This window comes from Moraxella sp. 179-F 1C4 NHS (assembly GCF_045370505.1).
GTDB classification, from domain to species: domain Bacteria; phylum Pseudomonadota; class Gammaproteobacteria; order Pseudomonadales; family Moraxellaceae; genus Faucicola; species Faucicola tetraodonis.
Genome location: NZ_JBIQEC010000016.1, coordinates 12,508 through 33,628, shown reverse-complemented (window position 1 = coordinate 33,628; position 21,121 = coordinate 12,508). Strand labels below are relative to the sequence as shown.

18 protein-coding genes are annotated in these 21,121 nt (G+C 44.1%); all 18 read left to right on the top strand.

Features of this window, described 5'->3' with window-relative positions; translation table 11 throughout:
• Window positions 1-7 precede the first annotated feature (7 nt).
• Window positions 8-751 (top strand): ComF family protein, encoded by a 744-nt coding sequence (locus ACH0AB_RS08405; RefSeq protein ID WP_406877898.1) that lies wholly within the window; start codon window positions 8-10, stop codon window positions 749-751.
• A 314-nt stretch (window positions 752-1,065) separates the two neighbouring features.
• Window positions 1,066-1,620 (top strand): pilus assembly FimT family protein, encoded by a 555-nt coding sequence (locus ACH0AB_RS08400; protein WP_406877897.1) that lies wholly within the window; start codon window positions 1,066-1,068, stop codon window positions 1,618-1,620.
• Window positions 1,617-2,228, top strand: coding sequence for a type IV pilus modification protein PilV (gene pilV / locus ACH0AB_RS08395; RefSeq protein ID WP_406877896.1), 612 nt, complete (start codon window positions 1,617-1,619; stop codon window positions 2,226-2,228). Before ACH0AB_RS08400 ends, pilV begins: the two co-directional genes overlap by 4 nt.
• Entirely contained in the window at window positions 2,228-3,142 is a 915-nt protein-coding gene (locus tag ACH0AB_RS08390) for a PilW family protein (protein ID WP_406877895.1), read from the top strand. Before pilV ends, ACH0AB_RS08390 begins: the two co-directional genes overlap by 1 nt.
• Before the next feature lie 3 nt (window positions 3,143-3,145).
• Window positions 3,146-4,024 (top strand): PilX N-terminal domain-containing pilus assembly protein, encoded by an 879-nt coding sequence (locus ACH0AB_RS08385; RefSeq protein WP_406877894.1) that lies wholly within the window; start codon window positions 3,146-3,148, stop codon window positions 4,022-4,024.
• Window positions 4,025-4,094: 70 nt separating this feature from the next.
• Complete coding sequence (locus ACH0AB_RS08380) at window positions 4,095-7,895, top strand: pilus assembly protein (RefSeq protein WP_406877893.1); 3,801 nt, start codon at window positions 4,095-4,097, stop codon at window positions 7,893-7,895.
• An 11-nt stretch (window positions 7,896-7,906) separates the two neighbouring features.
• Window positions 7,907-8,455 (top strand): type IV pilin protein, encoded by a 549-nt coding sequence (locus ACH0AB_RS08375; RefSeq protein WP_406877892.1) that lies wholly within the window; start codon window positions 7,907-7,909, stop codon window positions 8,453-8,455.
• Window positions 8,455-8,871 (top strand): type IV pilin protein, encoded by a 417-nt coding sequence (locus ACH0AB_RS08370; protein ID WP_406877891.1) that lies wholly within the window; start codon window positions 8,455-8,457, stop codon window positions 8,869-8,871. The genes ACH0AB_RS08375 and ACH0AB_RS08370 overlap by 1 nt, the downstream gene beginning before the upstream one ends.
• A 381-nt stretch (window positions 8,872-9,252) precedes the next feature.
• On the top strand, window positions 9,253-9,723 hold the full coding sequence (locus ACH0AB_RS08365) for a pilin (protein WP_406877890.1): 471 nt from the start codon (window positions 9,253-9,255) through the stop codon (window positions 9,721-9,723).
• Window positions 9,724-10,046: 323 nt separating this feature from the next.
• Entirely contained in the window at window positions 10,047-11,846 is a 1,800-nt protein-coding gene (locus ACH0AB_RS08360; protein ID WP_406877889.1) for a PglL family O-oligosaccharyltransferase, read from the top strand.
• The gene (locus ACH0AB_RS08355) at window positions 11,846-13,111 is read left to right on the top strand and encodes an exopolysaccharide biosynthesis polyprenyl glycosylphosphotransferase (protein WP_406877888.1); all 1,266 of its coding nucleotides are present in this window, start codon (window positions 11,846-11,848) and stop codon (window positions 13,109-13,111) included. The genes ACH0AB_RS08360 and ACH0AB_RS08355 overlap by 1 nt, the downstream gene beginning before the upstream one ends.
• A gap of 39 nt (window positions 13,112-13,150) precedes the next feature.
• The gene (pseB, locus tag ACH0AB_RS08350) at window positions 13,151-14,149 is read left to right on the top strand and encodes a UDP-N-acetylglucosamine 4,6-dehydratase (inverting) (protein WP_406877887.1); all 999 of its coding nucleotides are present in this window, start codon (window positions 13,151-13,153) and stop codon (window positions 14,147-14,149) included.
• 70 nt (window positions 14,150-14,219) lie between these two features.
• Window positions 14,220-15,401 (top strand): UDP-4-amino-4,6-dideoxy-N-acetyl-beta-L-altrosamine transaminase, encoded by a 1,182-nt coding sequence (gene pseC / locus ACH0AB_RS08345; RefSeq protein ID WP_406877886.1) that lies wholly within the window; start codon window positions 14,220-14,222, stop codon window positions 15,399-15,401.
• Window positions 15,401-16,075, top strand: a complete 675-nt coding sequence (gene pseF / locus ACH0AB_RS08340) for a pseudaminic acid cytidylyltransferase (protein WP_406877885.1) — start codon at window positions 15,401-15,403, stop codon at window positions 16,073-16,075. Before pseC ends, pseF begins: the two co-directional genes overlap by 1 nt.
• On the top strand, window positions 16,072-17,766 hold the full coding sequence (gene pseG / locus ACH0AB_RS08335) for a UDP-2,4-diacetamido-2,4,6-trideoxy-beta-L-altropyranose hydrolase (RefSeq protein ID WP_406877884.1): 1,695 nt from the start codon (window positions 16,072-16,074) through the stop codon (window positions 17,764-17,766). The genes pseF and pseG overlap by 4 nt, the downstream gene beginning before the upstream one ends.
• Before the next feature lie 47 nt (window positions 17,767-17,813).
• On the top strand, window positions 17,814-18,866 hold the full coding sequence (gene pseI, locus ACH0AB_RS08330; protein ID WP_406877914.1) for a pseudaminic acid synthase: 1,053 nt from the start codon (window positions 17,814-17,816) through the stop codon (window positions 18,864-18,866).
• A complete protein-coding gene (locus tag ACH0AB_RS08325) occupies window positions 18,866-20,122 on the top strand; it encodes an oligosaccharide flippase family protein (protein WP_406877883.1) in 1,257 nt (418 codons plus the stop codon). Before pseI ends, ACH0AB_RS08325 begins: the two co-directional genes overlap by 1 nt.
• Window positions 20,119-21,120: a glycosyltransferase family 52 gene (locus tag ACH0AB_RS08320; RefSeq protein WP_406877882.1), complete on the top strand. Its 1,002-nt coding sequence runs from the start codon at window positions 20,119-20,121 to the stop codon at window positions 21,118-21,120. The genes ACH0AB_RS08325 and ACH0AB_RS08320 overlap by 4 nt, the downstream gene beginning before the upstream one ends.
• The last annotated feature ends 1 nt before the right edge of the window (window position 21,121 follow it).

Below are 21,121 nucleotides of genomic sequence, written 5' to 3'. Positions count from 1 at the left end.
TACGTTTATGGCAATCGTTGCCCCCTTGCCTTGGTGGCGATTGCCCTTTGCCATGGCGTTGGTGTATCAAGCGAAAGTTCATCACCGTTGCCAACTATGTGGTATCAATGATTGCGCTGCAGCAGGCTTTGATAAGTTAGCACCGCGTCACCATGACCATTGGTTCAATCGACAGCAATTTCTTTGTCAGCCATGCCATAACCAGTTTGCATGGTCCGCGTCATTTTTTACTTTGCAACTAAAGCAAACGTCACTGCGTGGCGTAGCCAGCGGCTACTATCAATATCCCCTCAATCAAATCATGCTTGGGTACAAAAATGGGCAGCAATTACATCATCTGCCCGTTTTGATTCAGGCTATTAGACAACTACATATTCCCAAAGGTTGTCATTCAAAAAACTCTTTAATTGTTAAAGTGCCAACAAGTTTACAGCGCATTAGACAACGCGGCTTCGATCCGCTTGCCATTTTAACCGCTTATCTAAGCTTTCACTGGCAAATCCCTGTTTTTACGGGTGTGCAGCGACTCGACCGACCTCACCAGCAGGGTCTAAGCCGAGAAGAGCGTTTAGATAATATCAAAGATGCGTTTTCCCTAACAGATATGCCCCCTAGCAAAAATTTGATTTTGTTTGATGATGTGGTGACCACAGGTGCCACCCTGTCTGAATTGGCTAATCTACTCACAAATTATTACCCATCTGCTCATATTCATGCGTATTCAGTATTACATGGTAAGGTTTTGCATTAGGTCCTGCTTGTCATTGTTTTGCGACCAAAGGTGCATCGCTATATCGTTAAAGCTCGCAGATAAAGACGGGCTACCAGTGGGTTGTTGGAAGGATGCTTTAAAATACTGAGCTAAAAATGATTTGATAATACGTGAGCGCCCTTTCGTCCTAATTCGCTTAGCAATGATAAGTGGCTGAGGTAAACTATCGGTAGTAAGCTTTAGGTACGACAATTAACAAAAATACTGCGATAATAGGTATGTTTTTTGCTTTAATGTTAGAATTGTTTGTGCTAGTAAACATGGTATGATAGGTCGTTTATCAAGGGGTATGGATGGGTATCGTGGTGAAAGTTTTGAACAGACAGTATCATCGAGACCAAGACCAAGGTTTTACGCTGGTTGAGCTTGTCATCACCATTGCGATTATGGCTATCATTGCCGCGATGGCAGCGCCTAATATGCAAAAACAGATACAACAAGCGAAAACACGAGAAGCTGCCAGTGTCTTTGTTAATGCTCTTAAAGAAGCACGCTCACAAGCACTAATAACCCAAAGCAATACTATTGTAACCGTTGATACTGCAGCAAAGCGCATTACCCTGACTAGTGGTGCTGTCAATGCTAGTAATAGCACGTCTAAGACCTATCAAATTGACAATAGCGTCAATATTTCCCAGATATCTGATGCACCTAATACAATCACTTTTGCTGCTAATAAAAGCGTTTATCAAGGCACAGATACAGAGAGTACAGAACGTAAGAAGATAACCTTAGGAATGGGGTATGGGGTTTGTTTTAATAAAGGACTGCTCAAATCAATTGTCAAAGTAGATGGTAATGGTAGTATCTCGACAGAAGAAACAGCCGTCAATGGGAGTTGTTCATGAATTCACAACAAGGCATTGGCTTAATAGAAGTGCTGGTCGCTTTGATGTTGTTGGCAATCGCGGTGCTTGGATTTACTGCGATGCAGATGACCGCAGTCAAAGCCACCGATGAGAGTTTGATGCGTACCCGAGCATTAACGGTACTGCGTGGTGGCGCAGAAATGATGCGAGCGAATATAGATGGCATATCCGCATTCAAAACCGCGATTAACGGCACCGCCACCACACTCACCAATACAGATACTAGCAATGTGGCTATCACCAAAGATAGTTGCATGACAGGTGGTACGCCTGTTTCCTGTACGATTAAGCAATTGGCAGTAAAAGATGCCTTAACCGTCAAGCAATATGCCACAGACAATGGCTTGAACGTGGGTATGGCAACTTGCCCGACCAAACGCACGACAACCACTAGCGCTAGTGGTGTTGCCACAACGATTAGTACGGTTGGCCAAGACCGCCAATGCCTGATTGCCGCTTGGGGCGATACCGACCCGATTTTTTTGGATACCGCCGTTGCATCCGATACGACTAAAGACAAACCCTGCGCTAATGGTGATGCGGTCTATAATTTTGGTGCACAATGCTTCATTATGGAGGCATACTGATGATATCAAATTATCGTTCTACTTCAGGCTTTACTTTAGTAGAGCTAACGATTTCATTGGTATTGGGGCTACTGATTTCTGCTGCGGTGATACAAGTATACCTAACGAATACCAAAACCGCCTCAACCCAAAAAAGTGGCAGCGAGCTACAAGAGGCGAGCGTTTTTGGTTTGCAGCAGCTAGAGAGCCATTTGCGCTTGGCAAATTTGGGAAATTCAGTAACCTCTATTACCGATACAACGGCGGGTGGTGGCATCGTCATTTCACCTAAAAATATTGGTTTGGAGAGCACAGACACTTCCAAAAATCTTTATTTTACCCGCACTGGAGGCGATTCTAATATCACAGGGATCAATAGCGACCAGTTAACGATTCAATTTAAAAATACCACGGGTGTAAAAATTCCTGATTGTGAAAGCGCCGATGTAGAATTGGGTGCTACTGTAATTGAGCGGTATTTTATTAGAAGTTCAAGTACCACTGGTCAAGGGCTAGTGTTAGCTTGTGATGCGGGTAGGGTTACAACTGCAGGCATCAGTGATTTGAGTGCAAACTATCAAAGCGGTGGCAGCGAGGTAATCTTAGGGGTAGACCAATTCAAAATCTTGTTGGGTATCCAAACTGACGCACCTAGTAATGCTGGGTTGATGCGCTACCTGACCGCCAGTGAGTATTTAGCATTGTCTGGTACCAAGCCGCCCATTACCGCAGTCAAAATTGGACTAATTGTCCGAGGCAGTTCACCTGTCATCGGTAGCGATGTCGCGACCAGTTTTAAGTTATTAGGTGCAACTCAGCCATTAAAATCAGGACAGCCTAAACTGGTACGTACTACCTATGAATCTACGACCTTATTGAGAAACGCGCGAGTTATCAATATTGACACCAGTACGACATTAACGGCGGGGAGTTAGCCAATGCGCAATCCAATCTTATCGATCAGCACGCAATCCGCGCTTATCCGTCCAATAAACAAGGCGCATAATTTGCCATCTCATCAACGCGGCGCGGCGCTCATTGTAGTATTGTTGTTTTTGGTGCTGATCCTGTTGGCAGGGGCGATAGCGGTTCGCCAAAGTACCACGGATCTCAAAACCGCCACCGCTGACCAAATCAACACCCTGTTGCTACAATCAGCCGATAGTGGCAATCAAAAGTTAGAGGCGATGGTGAATGCCAGTCCCACCTCACAGGCATACAAAGATATTACCAGCGTGTCAGGGGCTATCGGGCATTTTTTACTCAATTCGGACAATGCTACCAACGAATTTATCTACTGCTATAATCCGCGTGAAAAAAAATACCTGGCCAAAAATGCTACCATCCTAAAAAAAGGCGGGGGCTACTGGAGTGGGCGTAACAGTGGCTACTGTGACTATACCAGTGCTGATAGCTATAATAGTGATAGACAAACCTCAATGACCCAGATGAATATTGCCGTCACCCCACCTGAAACCGATGCTGAACCATTTTCACAAATAGTGATTGGGAAAGAAGTAGAAAACCGCACCAGTAAAAAGTTCAAGTTCGACATTCGCGCCACTGCAGCCTTACCTGCGTATGCAGAGCCTAAGGTGGGTTCTGATAAGTGCTTTGAACAAACCGCTATCCAAGGCAATGTGAGTGCAGGAAAATCTTCTCTCATTGAGTGTATGCGTAAAGCCAACACCCCAAGCAAGATGCTTTACGAGCAAGCGGATGTCGAAAATATGTCAAGCTCAACCAACTGTATTCCGTTTGGCAAAGGTACAGAGAGATTATCGTCAAAATGTACTTTAACCTCATCAGGTAGTTAAGGTTTGTTAAGATAAAGATAATGTGGTGATAACGATGAAACCCAAATTTGGTGTTAAGAGGTCTAAAGCAATGAATCAATCGTATCAAGGTAAAATAACGACTTCAATCAAATATGTAGTTATTGCTATGTCGATAATGGTGGCGGTGAGTACTTCACAGGCGGATGTCGTTAAAAAGCAAATTGGTGACCTAGAGATTTATGCCTTGCCCACGCCTGGCAATCCAAATATCATGATGATGCTTGATATCTCAGGTAGTATGGATTCAACACTGAGTGGATGCAAGAAGAGTACAACACAAAAGAAAGATACAAGTTTTGTTTATACAGATGCAACTGACAGTACTAAAACTTTTACTACTACTATCTCAAATCTGCAAAGTTGTACTTCAAGCACGACGAATAAGACAATTTATAATCGAATCAATAGCCTTAAAGTGGCTTTGTTAACCTTACTTACCAACAATACGGTTAGTAATGATATTGGCTTAGGCATTGGTATTTTTTCTTATAATGGTGATGGTAAAACTGGCATCATTCGCTATCCAATACAAAAGCTCACAATGGAAAATCGCCAGCTAATGGCAAATTATGTTGCAGGGCTAACTGCTACGGGTGGTACACCGACACCGAGTGCGTTTGCAGAGGCAGGCGCTTATATGCTGGGTACTAACACATCAGGAACTGGTTCAGGCTTTACTAACTCTGATAATATTACAAAAATACAAGACAAAACTAGATATTTGCAAGGCGCCCAAGAAACTACCTGTGCCGGTAATGGAATCTATTTATTAACAGACGGTGAGCCTAATACCAATGTTAAGGCTACACAAGCGAAAGCATTAATGAATACATCGCTAAGTACTACTGCTACAAAAGTAACTAATTGTGGGCTATTGCCAGATGGAACGAGGGGTGCTTTAGGTTGGGGCTGTATGGCGAACTATGGACAAATTTTAGCTTCAAATAGTAATGCAACTGGTCTTCCTATCAAGACAGCTACGGTGGGCTTTGGTTCAGATATGGCAGGTCTAAGTACACCCACTACGATTAATGGCAAGAAAGTATATAACTGCACCTCATCAACTGATAAAGATGTTCAAAACTTATGTAGACTTGGTCAAGAGTTTGGTGGTGGCGGCTATTACTATGCCGATTCATCACAGGATGTTATAGATAGCTTGGCTGCGTTTATGGATGTATTAAGTGCTGATATTCGACCAGTCCCTTCAGGAACGATTGTAGTACCTGATGACCCTTATCGCGCAGATAGCCAACTTGCAGTTGCCTACTATCCGATTTTGCAAGCAGAAGTGGGTAAATCAACTGCTGTTTGGTCAGGTAACCTCAAAAAATATAACCTTAATGAAGGTACCTTATATGGTAAATCCAATGCTGCATTGTTCTCTGACATTGCGGGTAAATTAAATCCTAGTACAGAGGATTTATGGAGTGCTGTGAGCATCACCAAAGATGGTGCTGTCGCTAATGATCTAGTGACATCAGGTGGTTTTTTTAGTAATTTGAAAACCCCTGATACGGCAGTCAATAACATAAGGACGTTGTATCTAGAAGACAAACAGTCTGCAACGAATAATACACCAGTAATACGCAAATTTGGTGTTACTAGTGCAGGCAAACTCACCTTGACCAATCTGTCAGATACTAGTGGAGATGCGATTAGTGCCACTAATACCTTTAACGATACCGCTATCTACAGCCGTGACAAAATTAATTATTTGCTACAGTTTTTGGGTTTTACATTGACTGATGCGCAAAAGACGCAGTCATTGACAGATTTGGTACTTACTGCACCGCCTTCAGCTGTTAAACACTTAGGTGCAACTATTCATTCCACACCGAGTATGGTGTCTTATTCAGCAGACTTAGATGCTACTACAGGTGCAGTGACTGACACACGCGACGATTATGCGTTATTTGGTTCTAGTGATGGTATGGTTCATATGGTGAATGCTGATGACTATACTACTACAGGCAATGGGGGGAGAGAGCTTTTGGCTTTTATGCCAAAATTAATGTTGGAGAAACAACCACAGGCGCTTATCAATGGTACGAGCACAGAGGTGGGCAAACCTTACTTTGGTGTGGACGCGCCTTGGCTAGTGAGTGCTAATTATTTTTATGACCTTGATAATAACAGAGTCACTGTAACCCCTTGTGCAGAAAATAAAACTATCGACCCAAATAATACCCGTGACTGCCGTAATACCTACGTCCGTGCTTATGGCGGACTACGGATGGGCGGAGAAGGACTGTATGGCTTGGATTTAACGGATAAAAATAATCCTAAGATGTTATTTAGAATCGATTCTGCTACGATAGGCTTTGACCGTATGGGACAAATATGGTCAAAACCTACCAAGGCAAAAATTGCCACAGGCATAGACTCGACAACCAAAAAAGTCAATGCTTATAAAGATGTCTTAGTCTTTGGTGGTGGCTACGATACTTGCTATGAAGACCAAGGTTATCAAGTCGGTACCACAACTTCGACCTTAAGCAATCAAAAATCACAGGCATGTAACCGCACAACCGCTGCAGAATCCCTAGGCAATGCTGTCTATATGGTTGATGCCAAAACGGGTGCGCTTATTTGGTCAGCCACCAAAGCAGCCAATGCGGTATCCGGTGCTACCAATACAACAGTCTCCACCCTTAATAATAGTATCGTAGGCGGGATTACTGTACTTGACCGCAACAATGATGGCTATATGGATCAGTTATACTTTGCTGACATGGGCGGTCAACTGTTCCGTGCTGATTTTACCAATGCTGGATTCATCAAACCTGTAAGCAGTGGCACAGCTGCACCTGAAACTTCATTTAGTAATACGCGCGTAGTGCGTCTACTGCAACCTGCCTTTACTGGCGCAGATATCAAATATAATCACCGTTTTTATGAGCGTCCTGCCGTCAGTTTTTACCGGGGCGATAGTACCTTTAATAACAGCCGATTGTTCGCTGTGGTTAATGTCATTTCAGGTGACCGCAGTTCGCCGTTATCAAAACTACGTGCTAGCGATGCTTATGCCGATAGGCTGTATGGCATCATGGACACCGATGTCACGTTGGCAGATAGTATCTTATATGCCAGTGATTTTACTACCCGCAAAGAATCTACCGCCACGGATGCACCTAAAGTACAAAAAGTGGTAGACTTGACCGCCAATACCACAGCGTCTAGCGACTTATTGCCGTTACCCACGGTCACTGAAGATTATACTTTAGATACCAAGCGTTCGGCTATCGCTTCTGTAAAAGCCAAACGTGGCTGGTATTATCCACTAACGCGCTTTGATGGCTTTGATAAGGTCAAATATACCAAAGGCGTGGGCAAGTCTGAGGTTATTGATAGTTTCTTATATACCACTGTCTACAACCCCGATATGAACTATGGCGTCACTGAGTCTTGTTCTGCAAAAATCACAGGCGGCTCGGAGCGTCAATTGTACTGTCTACCTTACGGTATCTGCTTAAAAGAAACCACAAATTCAGCAGGGGCGGCTATCGATGAATATGCTGCATCTAAAAATGGCACGGCAGGTTTTGCGCGGGCAGGGCAAGGTATCCAAGAGTTGACACTAGGGCCACGTAGTTCTACATTGTCTAATCAACGCTTATTGATTGGTACGCAAAAAATTGCCGATAGAGTCTATAACCGAGTGGACTTTGGTGATGACGGCGGTAAGCTATTGGCGGGTGATACGGGGTCTAATAATATTGGACTTGATAGAATTAGCCAACCATTATCTGGTTTAAGTAAAACGACAGGTGATGGCTCAGCACCAGAGAATATCTACAATGACCGATATACCTTAAAGCCAAATACTTGGTTTGAAGTCAATAAATAACTGAGGCAATGATGAATCGTCACAATGGCTTTACGCTGATTGAACTGATGGTAACAGTAGCGATGGTTGCGATACTCGCCAGTATCGCTATCCCATCATATCGGCAATATGCTATCCGCAATGCCGAATCGCAAGCGCAAGCCAAAATGAAGCAGCTAGAGATTGAGCTCAATCGCTGGAGGGCGACTGCACTGACCTATAAAGGCTTTTTACCCAAAAAAATTGCCAGTGACGGTACAGTCAGTTACAGTTATGATGCGACCAATAATACAATTTATATCCCTGTCAACAGCACAGCGGATAGTTATCAATACAAGATAATGTTAGTGGATGGCGACAATACTGGCAATAGTCTAGTGCCAACGGCATCTTCGACACTCTCTAATAGCTTGACTGCAGGTAGAGCATGGGTGATGTTTGCCACCCCTAATCCCACAAAATTTAACGATGCGCATAAGATTTTGCTCACTAGCAGTGGGGCACAATGCAAAGCCAAAAATAGTGACAGTAGCGTTAGTATCATACCAACCAGCTGTGATACTAATTGGGAGTCATGGTAATGAAAAATCGATATAGCCAAAAAGGCTTTACCCTAATCGAACTGATGATAGTGGTTGCTATCATCGGTATATTGGCGGCGATTGCGTATCCAAGCTATCAGCGCTACGTCATTAAGACCAAACGCACAGATATGATGACTGAGATGCAAAATATCGCCTCGCAAATTGAATCGCGTAAACTTGCCCAAGGCAGTTACACAAACGCAGGCACGGGATTAGATGGGAGTTTCCCTAGAAGTGGTACAGCATTATATACCATTACCCTAGCACCCACCCCCCTCACTGACCGTTGGACAATTACAGCGACACCTATTATCTCATCGCAGATGGCAAATGATGGTACGCTCACGCTAAACGCGCAAGGGATAAAATGCCGAAATACCTCATGTGGGACAGGTCAAGAGTGGAATAACTAGCTTACCACACTAGGCATTGAACAATTTTTGGCAGTATGGACAATATTTAGGCTGGGTTACATAAAACAATGACAAAAATTGTCATATCTTTGACAATAAAATACGGATAGCTAAATAAATTAAGAGGGTTGAAAAAACTTTGCGCTTAGATAATCCTTGATACACTAAATAATTTTTAAATTAGTCGCCAAGTAGAAGGTATATTAGTGTTAATTTGGCTGAAAAATTAAATTGGCACATAAACTGCAGTAATTCTATTAGAAACGCAAAGTGATGGTTATAAAAACTTTGCAAATTGACTTAATTACTTGGATGACTGGCTATATAATTAACTATATGATTAGGTTATCCATTTTATACACTCAAAAATAGGAGTTCATTATGAACGCTCAAAAAGGTTTTACCCTGATTGAATTAATGATTGTTGTTGCGATTATCGGTATTTTGGCTGCGATTGCGATTCCTGCATATCAAAATTATATTGCACGTTCGCAATTTTCCGAATCACAGATTTTACTTTCGGGGACTAAGTCTGCTATTCAAGAGAAAGTTGATCAAGGAACTTCATACGCAGCTAGTAGTGCCACCGCCAACGAATTAGGAGCTAATTTAACTGGGAAATATGGTAATGTTACTTATGGTGCTTATACCGCTGGCACAAGCACTGCAGCAAAAGCTTTATATACTTTTGGTACAAATGTGAATAATAAATTGAAGGGAAAAACAGTTTTATTTACTTATACACCTGGTACAGGTAGTAGCGGTGGTACTTGGACATGTTCAACTAATGCACCAGCTGAATTATCAGGAAATTGTACAAGTACAGGCACAGCTGCTGCTCTTACTCTATAATGCTAATGGTAAATTTAGTTATTTATATTACTGAAAAACCGAAAATGCTAAACCGTCCTGTTTAGCATTTTTGCTTTTGAGTTATACAAATAATAAATCAATGCATTTACTCATCACTTGAAAAATTAATTAAAATAATGATAACAGACTATTCCAATCGCTCTCTATCAAAAAAAGAAATAAGCTATCTCTTGAACTTTACTATTAAACAAAAATATGCCTGTTTAACAAAAGATATTACTATCTAAAAATCGTAATTAATAATGAAAAATGCTAAACTACCCCGTTTAGCATTTTTGCGTTTAAAGCCCACGAAAAACACCATGCTACTATCGACATCAAACCAAACGCTCACCCAAGATATCCGTTTATTTACCCTGTTTATGGGGTTAGCCATTTTGACGTACCTCATGCCTTGGCACTCGCCACTGGGTCGAGATTTTGTGGTCAATGCCACCGCATTTGGGTTTGTGAGTTTGGCAGCCGCGGCTTTTTTTTGGCAAAACCCGATTACAAAGTTCAGCAAATCTGTGCTTACTTGGTTGCTGCTAGCGCTATTGCTTGTATGTCAGCCATTATTTAATCATATCGCTTACCCCGATGCGCTGATATTCCCCGTGATAAGCTTGCTGGTGGTTGCCTTGACTGCTTTGATAGGCAGTAATATTGATAATAAAGCGAATTTATTAAACCGCTTGTTTATTGCGGTATATCTCATGGCAATCATCACTTTTATGATTCAAATGATGCAAACCCAAGGCTATCAGATTGATTATAAAGGCTGGGTGATTGCGCGCGGTAACGCCAATGGCGGACGCTATGACGGCAACTTTGGACAAGCCAATCACGCAGGCTATGCGTTTGTGTTGGCACTGTGTGGGGTGATTTATCAACTGCAGCAGTCTTTTCAAGAAAGGTTAAATGCACCGCAGTGGCTGATGGGTCGATACCGACAATATGCGCGGTTTGGCTTGATGGTATTGTTTGTGATATTTACCATCGGGCTTGCCTTGACACAAAGTCGGGCGGGTCTGGTGATGATGTTGGCGGTGATACCCATTTTCTTTTTGACTCAGCCCATAGCGTGGAAAAACAAACTTTCTGCCACCGTTTTGGGGTTAGTTGTTTTTGTATTGTATTATATGGGCGCAAGCTGGATTAGCAATTATAGCAGCGCCAATCAGCTTGGCGCGGTGAGTCGTATGGCAGGCGGGCAGGGGAACCGCTCGGCGATGAGCGAACGCGCCATGATGATATTTCATGACCATGTGCTCACCGGGGTCGGCTGGAACAACTACATGGGCGCAAGCGTTGATTATGCCCAATATTTTAAATGGCCAGAGATTGCCGACCATTCGCATAATTTTGCTACCATGATTTTGGCGGAGCTAGGGGTGTTAGGCGCGCTATGCTTTGTGCCGATTGTTTGGCTACTCGTGCGGGCGATTCATCTGCGCCATAGTAGCGAAAGCGCGATTGCACTGGCATTTGTCATCGCCAGTATCTTGTATGCCAGTGTAGAATACCCGTTATGGTATTTTCGTTATCTCGCGGTTTTTGCCTTGTTTTTGGCGTTGATTGAACAGACCAAATGGCAGCTTTCGTGGCAAACCAAACTAACAAAAGCCATGTCTGTGGTGATGCTGGGTTTGGCGATGTTATCAGGCTACTATATTTGGCAATATTTTCATCTCAATTATTTGGATTATAATCGCTTTATCAAGCACACCAATCATCTAAACCAAGACAAAGGAATTGACTACCAAAATGAGGTGTTTGGCTTTAGTGCTTATCATGACCGCATCCTTGCCATGCAAGTGCCGATTAATCGCAATCAGGCAAGCCTCAAAGAAGCCATCTTTGAAGAGGTGCTAAATACCGATTCTTCCCAGTTTAATATATTAGCTTATGCACAGTTCTTAGCCTATAAAGGTGACCAACAAGCGGCATTAACACATATCAAAGCGGCTTGTGTCATGGTAAAAAATTTGTCGGATTGTGATAATGTGGATACTGACTTGGGCAATCTTGCCAAACAAGATCCTGCGACATTTGCAGCGTTATACCGTGAGTTTCAACAATGGCGAGACGCCAATCCTGAAAAAACAGGACTTAAACCATAATGCAGCGGGTAATTTTTTTAGTATGGCAAAATATCGCGTTCCGACTCATTGTGGGATGGTTGGTTGTAGTGGTGTTGCCGGCGTTGCTGATGTGGCGAATGCGCTTTTTGCAGGGGCGCTGGCTGATTACTGAATTTAACAGTATGGTGTTAGCCACGTTGGGTGTCTTGCTAGTGACCCTTGGTTTGCGCAAACTCACCCAGTTTCCAGGTCAACGCTCCACCAGTTTTGTGTTGCCAACCTTATTGTTGGTGATGATGCTATTAGGCATGGTGATTATCGTTTTTCGGTTGCCGTATTCGCTCTATTATTTTGGCTTATCGGGTGTTATCGGGGTAGTGTTTTTCTTTTTATCATTTTTACTTGAGCAAAAAGCGCACCAACCTTATATGGCGTATATTCCATTGGGGCATTGTCAAAACTTTGAAGCGATTTTTCAAATCCGTTGGCTGCGTCTTGAAAAACCGCATTTGGATGCCATACAATCCAAAAAAGTGCAAGCGATCGTAGCAGACCTGTCATCGCCTGCACTCGATGAAGACTGGCAGCGATTTTTAACCGAGCAAACGTTACAAGGCAGACCGGTGTATAATAATCGCCAGGTGTATGAGTCTTTGACGGGTCGTCTGCCGATTCATCATTTATATGAAAACGAATTGGGCTCGCTGTTGCCATCGCAAACCTATTTATGGTTTAAACAACTGATTGATATTATAGCGATTTTATTGGTAGCACCCTTGGTATTGCTGATTGCGGTGATCACTGTCATTGCGATACGGTTGGAAAGTCCGGGTAAAGCCATATTTGTCCAAGAGCGGGTCGGGCAAGGCGGTAAATTGTTTAAAATCTATAAATTTCGCAGTATGCGCTTTGACTCAGAAAAAAACGGGGCAAAACTGGCGCAACAAAATGACCCTCGAGTGACTAAAGTCGGTAAGTTTATTCGCAAAACCCGTATCGATGAGTTGCCGCAATTTTTGAATGTGCTCAAAGGCGATATGAGCCTGATTGGACCGAGACCTGAACAGCTAAGTTTTGTCAAAACCTTTGAAAAAACCATCCCATTTTATAATTATCGACATATCGTCAAACCCGGTATTTCTGGATGGGCGCAGGTCACACAAGGGTATGCCAGTGATACCGATGAGACAGCGCTTAAGGTACAGTACGATTTTTATTATATTAAACATATTTCTTTTGCATTAGATATCTTGATTGTGCTCAAAACCATTCAAACCATGCTGACAGGTTTTGGGGCTAGATAAACTGCGACAAATAACTTTAGCCATAATAGGTAGTGCACTATGTTAACCAATTCAACCATTTTAGTGACAGGCGGGACAGGCTCATTTGGGCATACCTTTGTGCCGATGACGCTTGAAAAATACAATCCCAAAAAATTGATTATCCTGTCGCGTGATGAGATGAAACAGTGGGAAATGGCAAAACTGTACCAAGGCGACCCGCGGGTACGTTTTTTTATCGGTGATGTGCGTGATAAAGACCGTCTATATCGCGCGCTTGATGGGGTGGATTATGTGGTGCATGCCGCAGCAACCAAAATCGTGCCCACCGCCGAATACAATCCATTTGAATGTGTCAAAACCAATATCAACGGCGCAATGAATTTAATTGACGCCTGTATTGATAAAGGGGTGAAAAAAGTCGTTGCCTTATCGACTGACAAAGCGTCCAGTCCCGTGAATCTGTATGGCGCGACCAAATTGGCATCGGACAAACTGTTTGTCGCAGGCAACGCCTATTCAGGGGAGCATGGCACACGCTTTTCGGTGGTACGTTATGGTAATGTCATGGGGAGTCGTGGCTCGGTGATTCCGTATTTTTTATCCATTAAAGACAGTGGCGTACTGACCATCACAGACCCACGTATGACCCGTTTTATGATTTCGCTTGAGCAAGGCGTGGAGCTGGTTTGGCATGCATTTGACGACATGGTGGGCGGCGAAATTTATGTCAAAAAAATTCCATCCATGACTATGCCAGATTTGGCAACTGCCGTTTCTGCCACTGCTGAGCAAAAAATCATTGGTATTCGTCCTGGCGAGAAACTGCATGAGCAAATGATTAGTGCTGAAGATTCTTTTCATACCTACGAATATCCTGAGCATTTTAAAATCTTGCCCGCGATTAATGGCTGGGATGAGACGCCTGAGCGTATCAAAGATGGTATTAAGGTGCCAGAAGGCTTCGTGTACGCCAGTGATAATAACAGTGAGTGGATGACAACTGGGCAACTCCAAGAATGGATTGAAACCAACAAAGCAAAAATTGGTAAAATTTAATCGCTAACCCCTGAGCACAAACCCACTTGATAACAAACCCCCCCCTTGGGCAAATATTATGGCAAATATTATGGCAAATCAATTTATCCCTTATGGTCGTCAGCATATCACCCAAACTGATATTGATGCGGTGGTCGCCGTGCTACAGTCTGATTTTTTGACCCAAGGTAGTCAAGTACCGGCGTTTGAAGAACGAGTCGCTGCCTATACGGGGGCAAAGTTTGGCGTGGCGGTGAATAGTGCGACGTCAGCACTACATATCGCTTGTTTGGCATTGGGTCTTGGCCAAGGTGAAAAGGGCAAAGATGACTGGCTGTGGACGACGCCGATTACCTTTACCGCATCTGCCAACTGTGGATTGTACTGTGGTGCTAACATTGATTTTGTGGATATTGATCCGCTAACGCTCAATATGTCTATCAACGCGTTAGCAGAAAAGTTACAGCTTGCCGATGCTGAAAACCGCTTGCCAAAAATAGTCATTCCCGTGCATTTCACCGGTGAACCCTGTGATATGGCGGCCATTCATGCGCTATCACAGCAATATGGCTTTAAGGTTATTGAGGACGCCTCCCATGCCATTGGTGGCAAATACCACAATCAACCAATTGGCAATTGTGAGTTTAGCGACATTACCGTGTTTAGCTTTCACCCTGTCAAAATCATTACCACCGCAGAAGGTGGACTGGCAACAACGAATGATCCGGCATTGGCGGAAAAAATGCAGCTACTGCGTAGTCATGGTATCACCCGTGATGCCAATCTAATGACCCATGAACCCGACGGTGGTTGGTATTATCAGCAAATTGATTTGGGCTTTAACTATCGCATGACCGAATTGCAAGGGGCATTGGGGATGAGTCAAATGAACTATTTGGATGACTTTGTCACTCGCCGTCACCAGCTTGGCAAGCGTTATGATGAATTATTAAAAGATTTACCGATTATGTTGCCTTATCGCAATCCTGCTAATTATTCAGGGTTTCATTTATATCCCATTCAACTGACAGCAGACAGTGGCAAAACGCGTAAGCAAGTGTTTGACAGTTTGCGGGCGCAAAATATCGGGGTGAATGTGCATTATATTCCAGTGCATACCCAGCCGTATTATGCCAAGCTGGGCTTTAAACAAGGTGATTTTCCCCATGCCGAGCGCTACTATGCACAAGCGATTAGTTTGCCATTGTATTATGACTTAAGCGAAGCCTCGCAAGCGCAAGTGGTCAATGCAATTTATCAGGCATTAGCATAATGAAGGTCTGTATCATCCCTGCGCGTGGGGGGAGTAAACGCATTCCCCGCAAAAACATCAAAGATTTTTGTGGCAAACCCATGCTGGCTCGTGCCATTGCAACGGCAAAAAACAGCCAACTGTTTGAGCAGATTATCGTGTCAACCGATGATGGCGAAATTGCCGATATCGCTCAACACCATGGTGCAACTGTCAGCCGAAGGCCTGCCGCGCTTGCCGATGATTACGCCACTACCGCTGCGGTGATTCGGCATGTGCTGCAGCACGTGCCAAAAGCTAGCCATATCTGCTGTCTATACCCCTGTACGCCTTTTTTAAAACCGCAGTATTTAACCGACAGTTTTGAGCGCTGGCAGTCATCCAACAGTTTGTATTGTTTTCCGGTTTTAGAATTTGAATCCAATGTGTTACGCTCACTGAAATTAAGCGATACTGGTGAAGTGTCGAGCATGTTTAGCCAACATGAACTCACCCGAACCCAAGATTTACCGCAAGCGTATTTTGACGCAGGGCAGTTTTATTGGGGCAGTCGTGAGGCATGGCTCAGCGAGGATAAAATCCATAATCATGCGCTAGGCTATGTGTTGCCAAAATACAGTGTTGTCGATATTGATGATGATAAAGATTGGCGATTTGCTGAGCGCCTGTACCAAGCGCAATTGGAGCTACCATGAAGATCGTGGTCCGAGCAGATGCAAGTTTAACGATGGGTAGCGGTCATATCATGCGTTGCTTGACCTTGGCTGACGGGTTAAAACAGCAAGGGCATGACATCACGTTTATTTGTCGGGAGCATGACGGGCATTTGGCGGATTTGATTGGGCAAAAAGGTTTTGCTGTGCAGCTGTTAGCCAAAAGTAACACTGCAGATTTTATCAAACAGCATGCCCATAGCGAGTGGCTCGGCGCCAGTGAAAGCGATGATTTTGCCGAATGTAAACCTATCTTGCAAGCGTTAAAGCCCGATTGGCTGATTATCGACCATTATGCGATTGGTAAAAACTGGGAGCAGCAAGCCAAACGACTTTTGCCAAACCTTAAAATTTTAGCCATTGACGACTTAGCCGACCGCACACACGACTGTGAGATTTTGCTCGACCAAAATTTTGGGCAAAAAAACGAAGATTATCAACCGCTTGTGCCAAGTCATTGCCAGCGCTTACTAGGCACGCGTTATACACTATTACGTGATGAGTTTGCCAGCTGGCGAGCGATAAGCCTAAGCAGACGTAAACGCGTACAGCAGCCCAACAATATATTGGTCAATCTGGGCGGTGTCGATAACGATAATGTCACGCTCAAGATTTTGCAAAGCCTCAATACCTTTGTCCAACCATCTACGCAAGCGTTTAACGTGACTGTCGTCATGGGCAAAACCGCACCGCATATCGAAAGTGTACAAAGGTTTGCCAAACACGCAAGTTTTGCGTGTGCGGTACTTGTCAATGTGACTAATATGGCGGAGTTGATGGCAAATGCTGACCTTGCGATTGGGGCGGCAGGCAGCACGACTTGGGAGCGCTGTTGTTTGGGATTGCCGATGGTGCTGATCGTGCTTGCCGATAACCAGCAGGTGATTGCCAAAGCGTTGGCGGATAAAAACCTGGTCAAAGTGATAACTGACATGGCTACATTGGATGAGCAACTGCCCCGCTTGTTGAGCGAATTAACCAAAAGTTATAAAAAATTCAGTCGTCAATCTGCTAAGTTGGTCGATGGGCAAGGGGCAAAACGGGTTGCGCACTGGATTGAATTTTCGCAAAAATTTCAACATTGTCAAGTGAGACAAGCGACCCAAGCCGATAGCCAGATGATTTGGCAATGGCGTAATCACATCGACGTACGCCAGTGGATGTTTGGGCAAGATGAAATTGCCCTTGCTGACCATGAGAAATGGTATCGCAAACAGCTTGACCATGCCAATGTGCATTTGCTGATTTTTGAAACGGATGGGAGTAAAGGCGGCGAGCCGATGGGGCTAGTCAATGTTACCCAAATAACGGTGGATAAATACCAGACGCTGCAGTTGGCAAACACCCATACGCCAAACCCTAATGCGTCAAATCCTAATTCTTTAAGCGCGAATGAAAAAACTGCCAGTTGGGGGTTTTATTTATCCCCTAATAGCCCAAAAGGGCAGGGGCTTGGCTTTGCGTTGGCGGTTTTGGCGATTGCACGGATTTTCAACACCACTGACATTGGCAAAATCACCGCGCAAGTGCTGGCATATAATACCGCGTCACTGGCGTTGCATCGTAAATTGGGATTTAGCGAAACAGGTGTGTTAAAACAGCATTTTGGTGTGGGTGAAAAAGTGTATGATGTGGTTGAGTTTGAATTAAAGTCGCAAGATTTTTTATTTTAGGGGTGGGTCTTAGTAGGGTATCTATGAATCAAAACATGAATCAAAATATGAAGCAAAATTTCAGCATTAACAATCGCCCAATCGGCATTGACCATGCACCATATATCATTGCTGAAATGTCCGCCAACCACAACGGCGACATCAATAACGCTTACCGTATCATTGACATGGCAAAGGCGTGCGGTGCTGATGCGGTCAAAATGCAAACTTACACTGCAGATACCATCACCCTCAACAGCACCGCCGCAGATTTCCAAATTCATGGGGGATTGTGGGACGGGCGTACCTTGTATGACTTGTACCAAGAAGCTTACACGCCGTGGGACTGGCATAAACCATTGTTTGACCACGCTCACAAAGTCGGTATCACCATGTTTAGCTCACCGTTTGACTTTACTGCGGTGGATTTACTCGAGGATTTGAACGCCCCAGCGTATAAAATCGCCTCGTTTGAAGCGATTGATTTACCGCTTATCAAATATGTGGCAAGTACCGGCAAGCCGATGATTATCTCCACAGGGATGGCAGACCAAGCCGAAATTGCCGAGGCGGTTGCCGCCGCTCGTGATGGCGGCTGCCGTGAGCTTGCGTTATTGCACTGCGTGAGTGGTTATCCAGCTCCCGCGCAGGACTATAACCTGCGTACCATTGTCGATATGCAGCGCCGTTTTGGCGTGCCGATTGGCTTATCCGACCATACGCTTGACAACACCACCGCCGTGACAAGCGTGGCATTAGGGGCATGTATTATTGAAAAACACGTCACCCTAGACCGCAATGGCGGCGGCGCGGATGACAGTTTTTCACTGGAAAAAGACGAACTCACCGCGCTCTGCCGTGATAGCAAAACCGCTTGGCAGTCGCTCGGACAAGTGGACTATGGGCGAAAATCAAGCGAAATCGGCAATGTGCAATTTCGCCGCTCACTGTATTTTGTCAAAGACATGACGGCAGGGGATGTGATTGATGAAAGCTGCATCCGTAGCGTTCGCCCTGGCTTTGGTCTTGCCCCGAAGTTTTATGATGAATTAATGGGCAAAAAAGTGATAACGGATATCCACGCCAATACCGCCACCTCGTGGGATGTCCTTGAAAGGTAATGTTAAATAAAATCAAACGTTTAACACAATCTGCCTTACTCAAAGACAGCCTGATTTATGTGGTGGGCGAGATGACCGCCAAAGCCGTGCCGTTTTTGCTATTGCCCTATTTGACACGGGTATTAGGCACAACGGGCTTTGGTGATTTGTCCTATTATTTATCGCTCACGGCGTTTATTGTAATCGCCATGAGTCTGTCGCAAAATGGCGCTTTGACCCGTTATTTTTATGTGTATGGTAGGCATGGGCTAGGCAATATTTTATTGGCGGGCGGGCTATATAGCGCGGGCGTGCTGCTAATTGGCACAGCGATTAGTTGGCTGTTACATAGCGAATTGCTTTTTTACTGCTTTTTTACTGCCTTTTTACAAACCTTGATTCAAAACCAACTGGCACTGCGGCAATGCCAAAAACGTCCGTTTAGCTATCTGACCATCCAACTGGGCTTAGCCTTGGGCAATTTACTATGGACGGTAATGATTTTTCAGTTTTTTGCTGGCGATACCACCGATAAAGTTGCCCAGCGTCTTATTGCAATTATCTTGGCGCATGGGGTTACTTTTGTCGCAGCATTGGCGTGGGCAAAATACCAATTTGCTATCAAGTTTCGCTTTACCCCAAAACGGCTCAAACTGGGACTTGGTTATATTTTAACGCTAGGCTTGCCGCTGCTGTTACATGGGTTAAGCTATACCATCAAAGGGCAACTTGACCGAGTGTTGATTCACGAGCGGTTTAGCAGTCATGAGCTAGGCGTATACTCGGCAGGGGTGCAAGTCGCCAGTAGCTTGACCATTGTGATTATGGCGGTCAATTCTGCGCTGGTGCCTCACTTATATGAACGGCTAAAATCGCAGCGCATGACAGTCATACAATTGCATCGACTGTTTTGGCTGAGTTTGATGGTGCCTGTTATGTTGACTGCCATGGCTTGGGCGATGCCGTCGTCATTGATGGCGTGGCTATTGGGGGCAGATTTTGCCCAAAGCCAGTATTATGTGGTGATGTTTGTACTGGCGTTTTCGCTGATAATTCCGTATTTATTGTTGGTGAATTTTTTGTTTTATCATGCCAAAAGCGCGCAAATCTCGCTGTGTTCCGTCATCTCAACGGTGGTATATTTGGTGGCCTTGTGGGTGTTAAGTGGCGTATCACTGGCGGTGGTGCCGTATGCGACTATTATTAGTGGCGTGGTGATTTTGCCGCTGTTATATTATTATACGCTGCAGGTGGAAAAGGTCAAAAAAACGCCATGAATCTCATTATTTGTATCACCCCCTTGCAAGTGTTGATTGCCAAGCAAATTATTAAGCAACACAGTACCCCCTTTATTGGGCTTTATTTGCCGTATGGCGTCCATTCAAAAAGCGAGCCCAAACACCGCTATTATTTTGACCAACTTGAGCAAGTCTGCGAAAAATCCGCCTTTATCGAACTGAACAATAAAACCTGGGGCGAACGTTTTGCCACCCTAAACCACATCAAAACCATGTTAAAAAAATTGGGCATTTGGCAACAGCCGATTGATGGCGTCTATCTTGCCAGTGTTGACGTGTTGTTTTTGCAATATGTTATTTCTAAAATAAAATTCCAACAGCTGTATACCTTTGATGACGGCACCGCTAATATTTTCCCCAATTCTAGCTATTTTCAACCGTTACCAAAATCCTTGCCACTACAACTGTTTAAACACGCCGTGGGCATTACTTATCCCAGTATCCCTAGTATTTTGGCTATCTCCAAAAAACATTTCACCATTTTTCCCCAGGAAAAAAATATCATAGCTACTACCGAGCCTGTTTATTTGTTTGATAAAGTAGATAACCAGCCTGATGAAAATTTGCCGGTAAAACGGCTGTTATTGGGGCAAGCACTCGACAATTTTATCGGTGATAAACCTTATGCTGATATTGTAGAAACAATGGTCAAGGCATTTCACCTTGACGCATTTTGTCCACACCCGCGAGAAAACTTGGATTTTAGCGACCTTGTGCCTATGATTCATAGCGATAAAATCATTGAAGATTATCTAAGCGAGGCATTGCAACAAAACCACCACCAACGCTTTGAAATTTATACCTTTATCAGCACTGCCGTGTTTTCGCTCAAAGAATTTCCCCGCACCCAAGTATTTATGGTATATACCCAAGCGCTGTGGGATAAATTCCCTGATGCTTATGAGTTTCTTGCCAGTCGTGGTTTTACCCTGATTAATTTAGATGACGCAGATAATCTAAATAGGTTCAGAGGGTAAT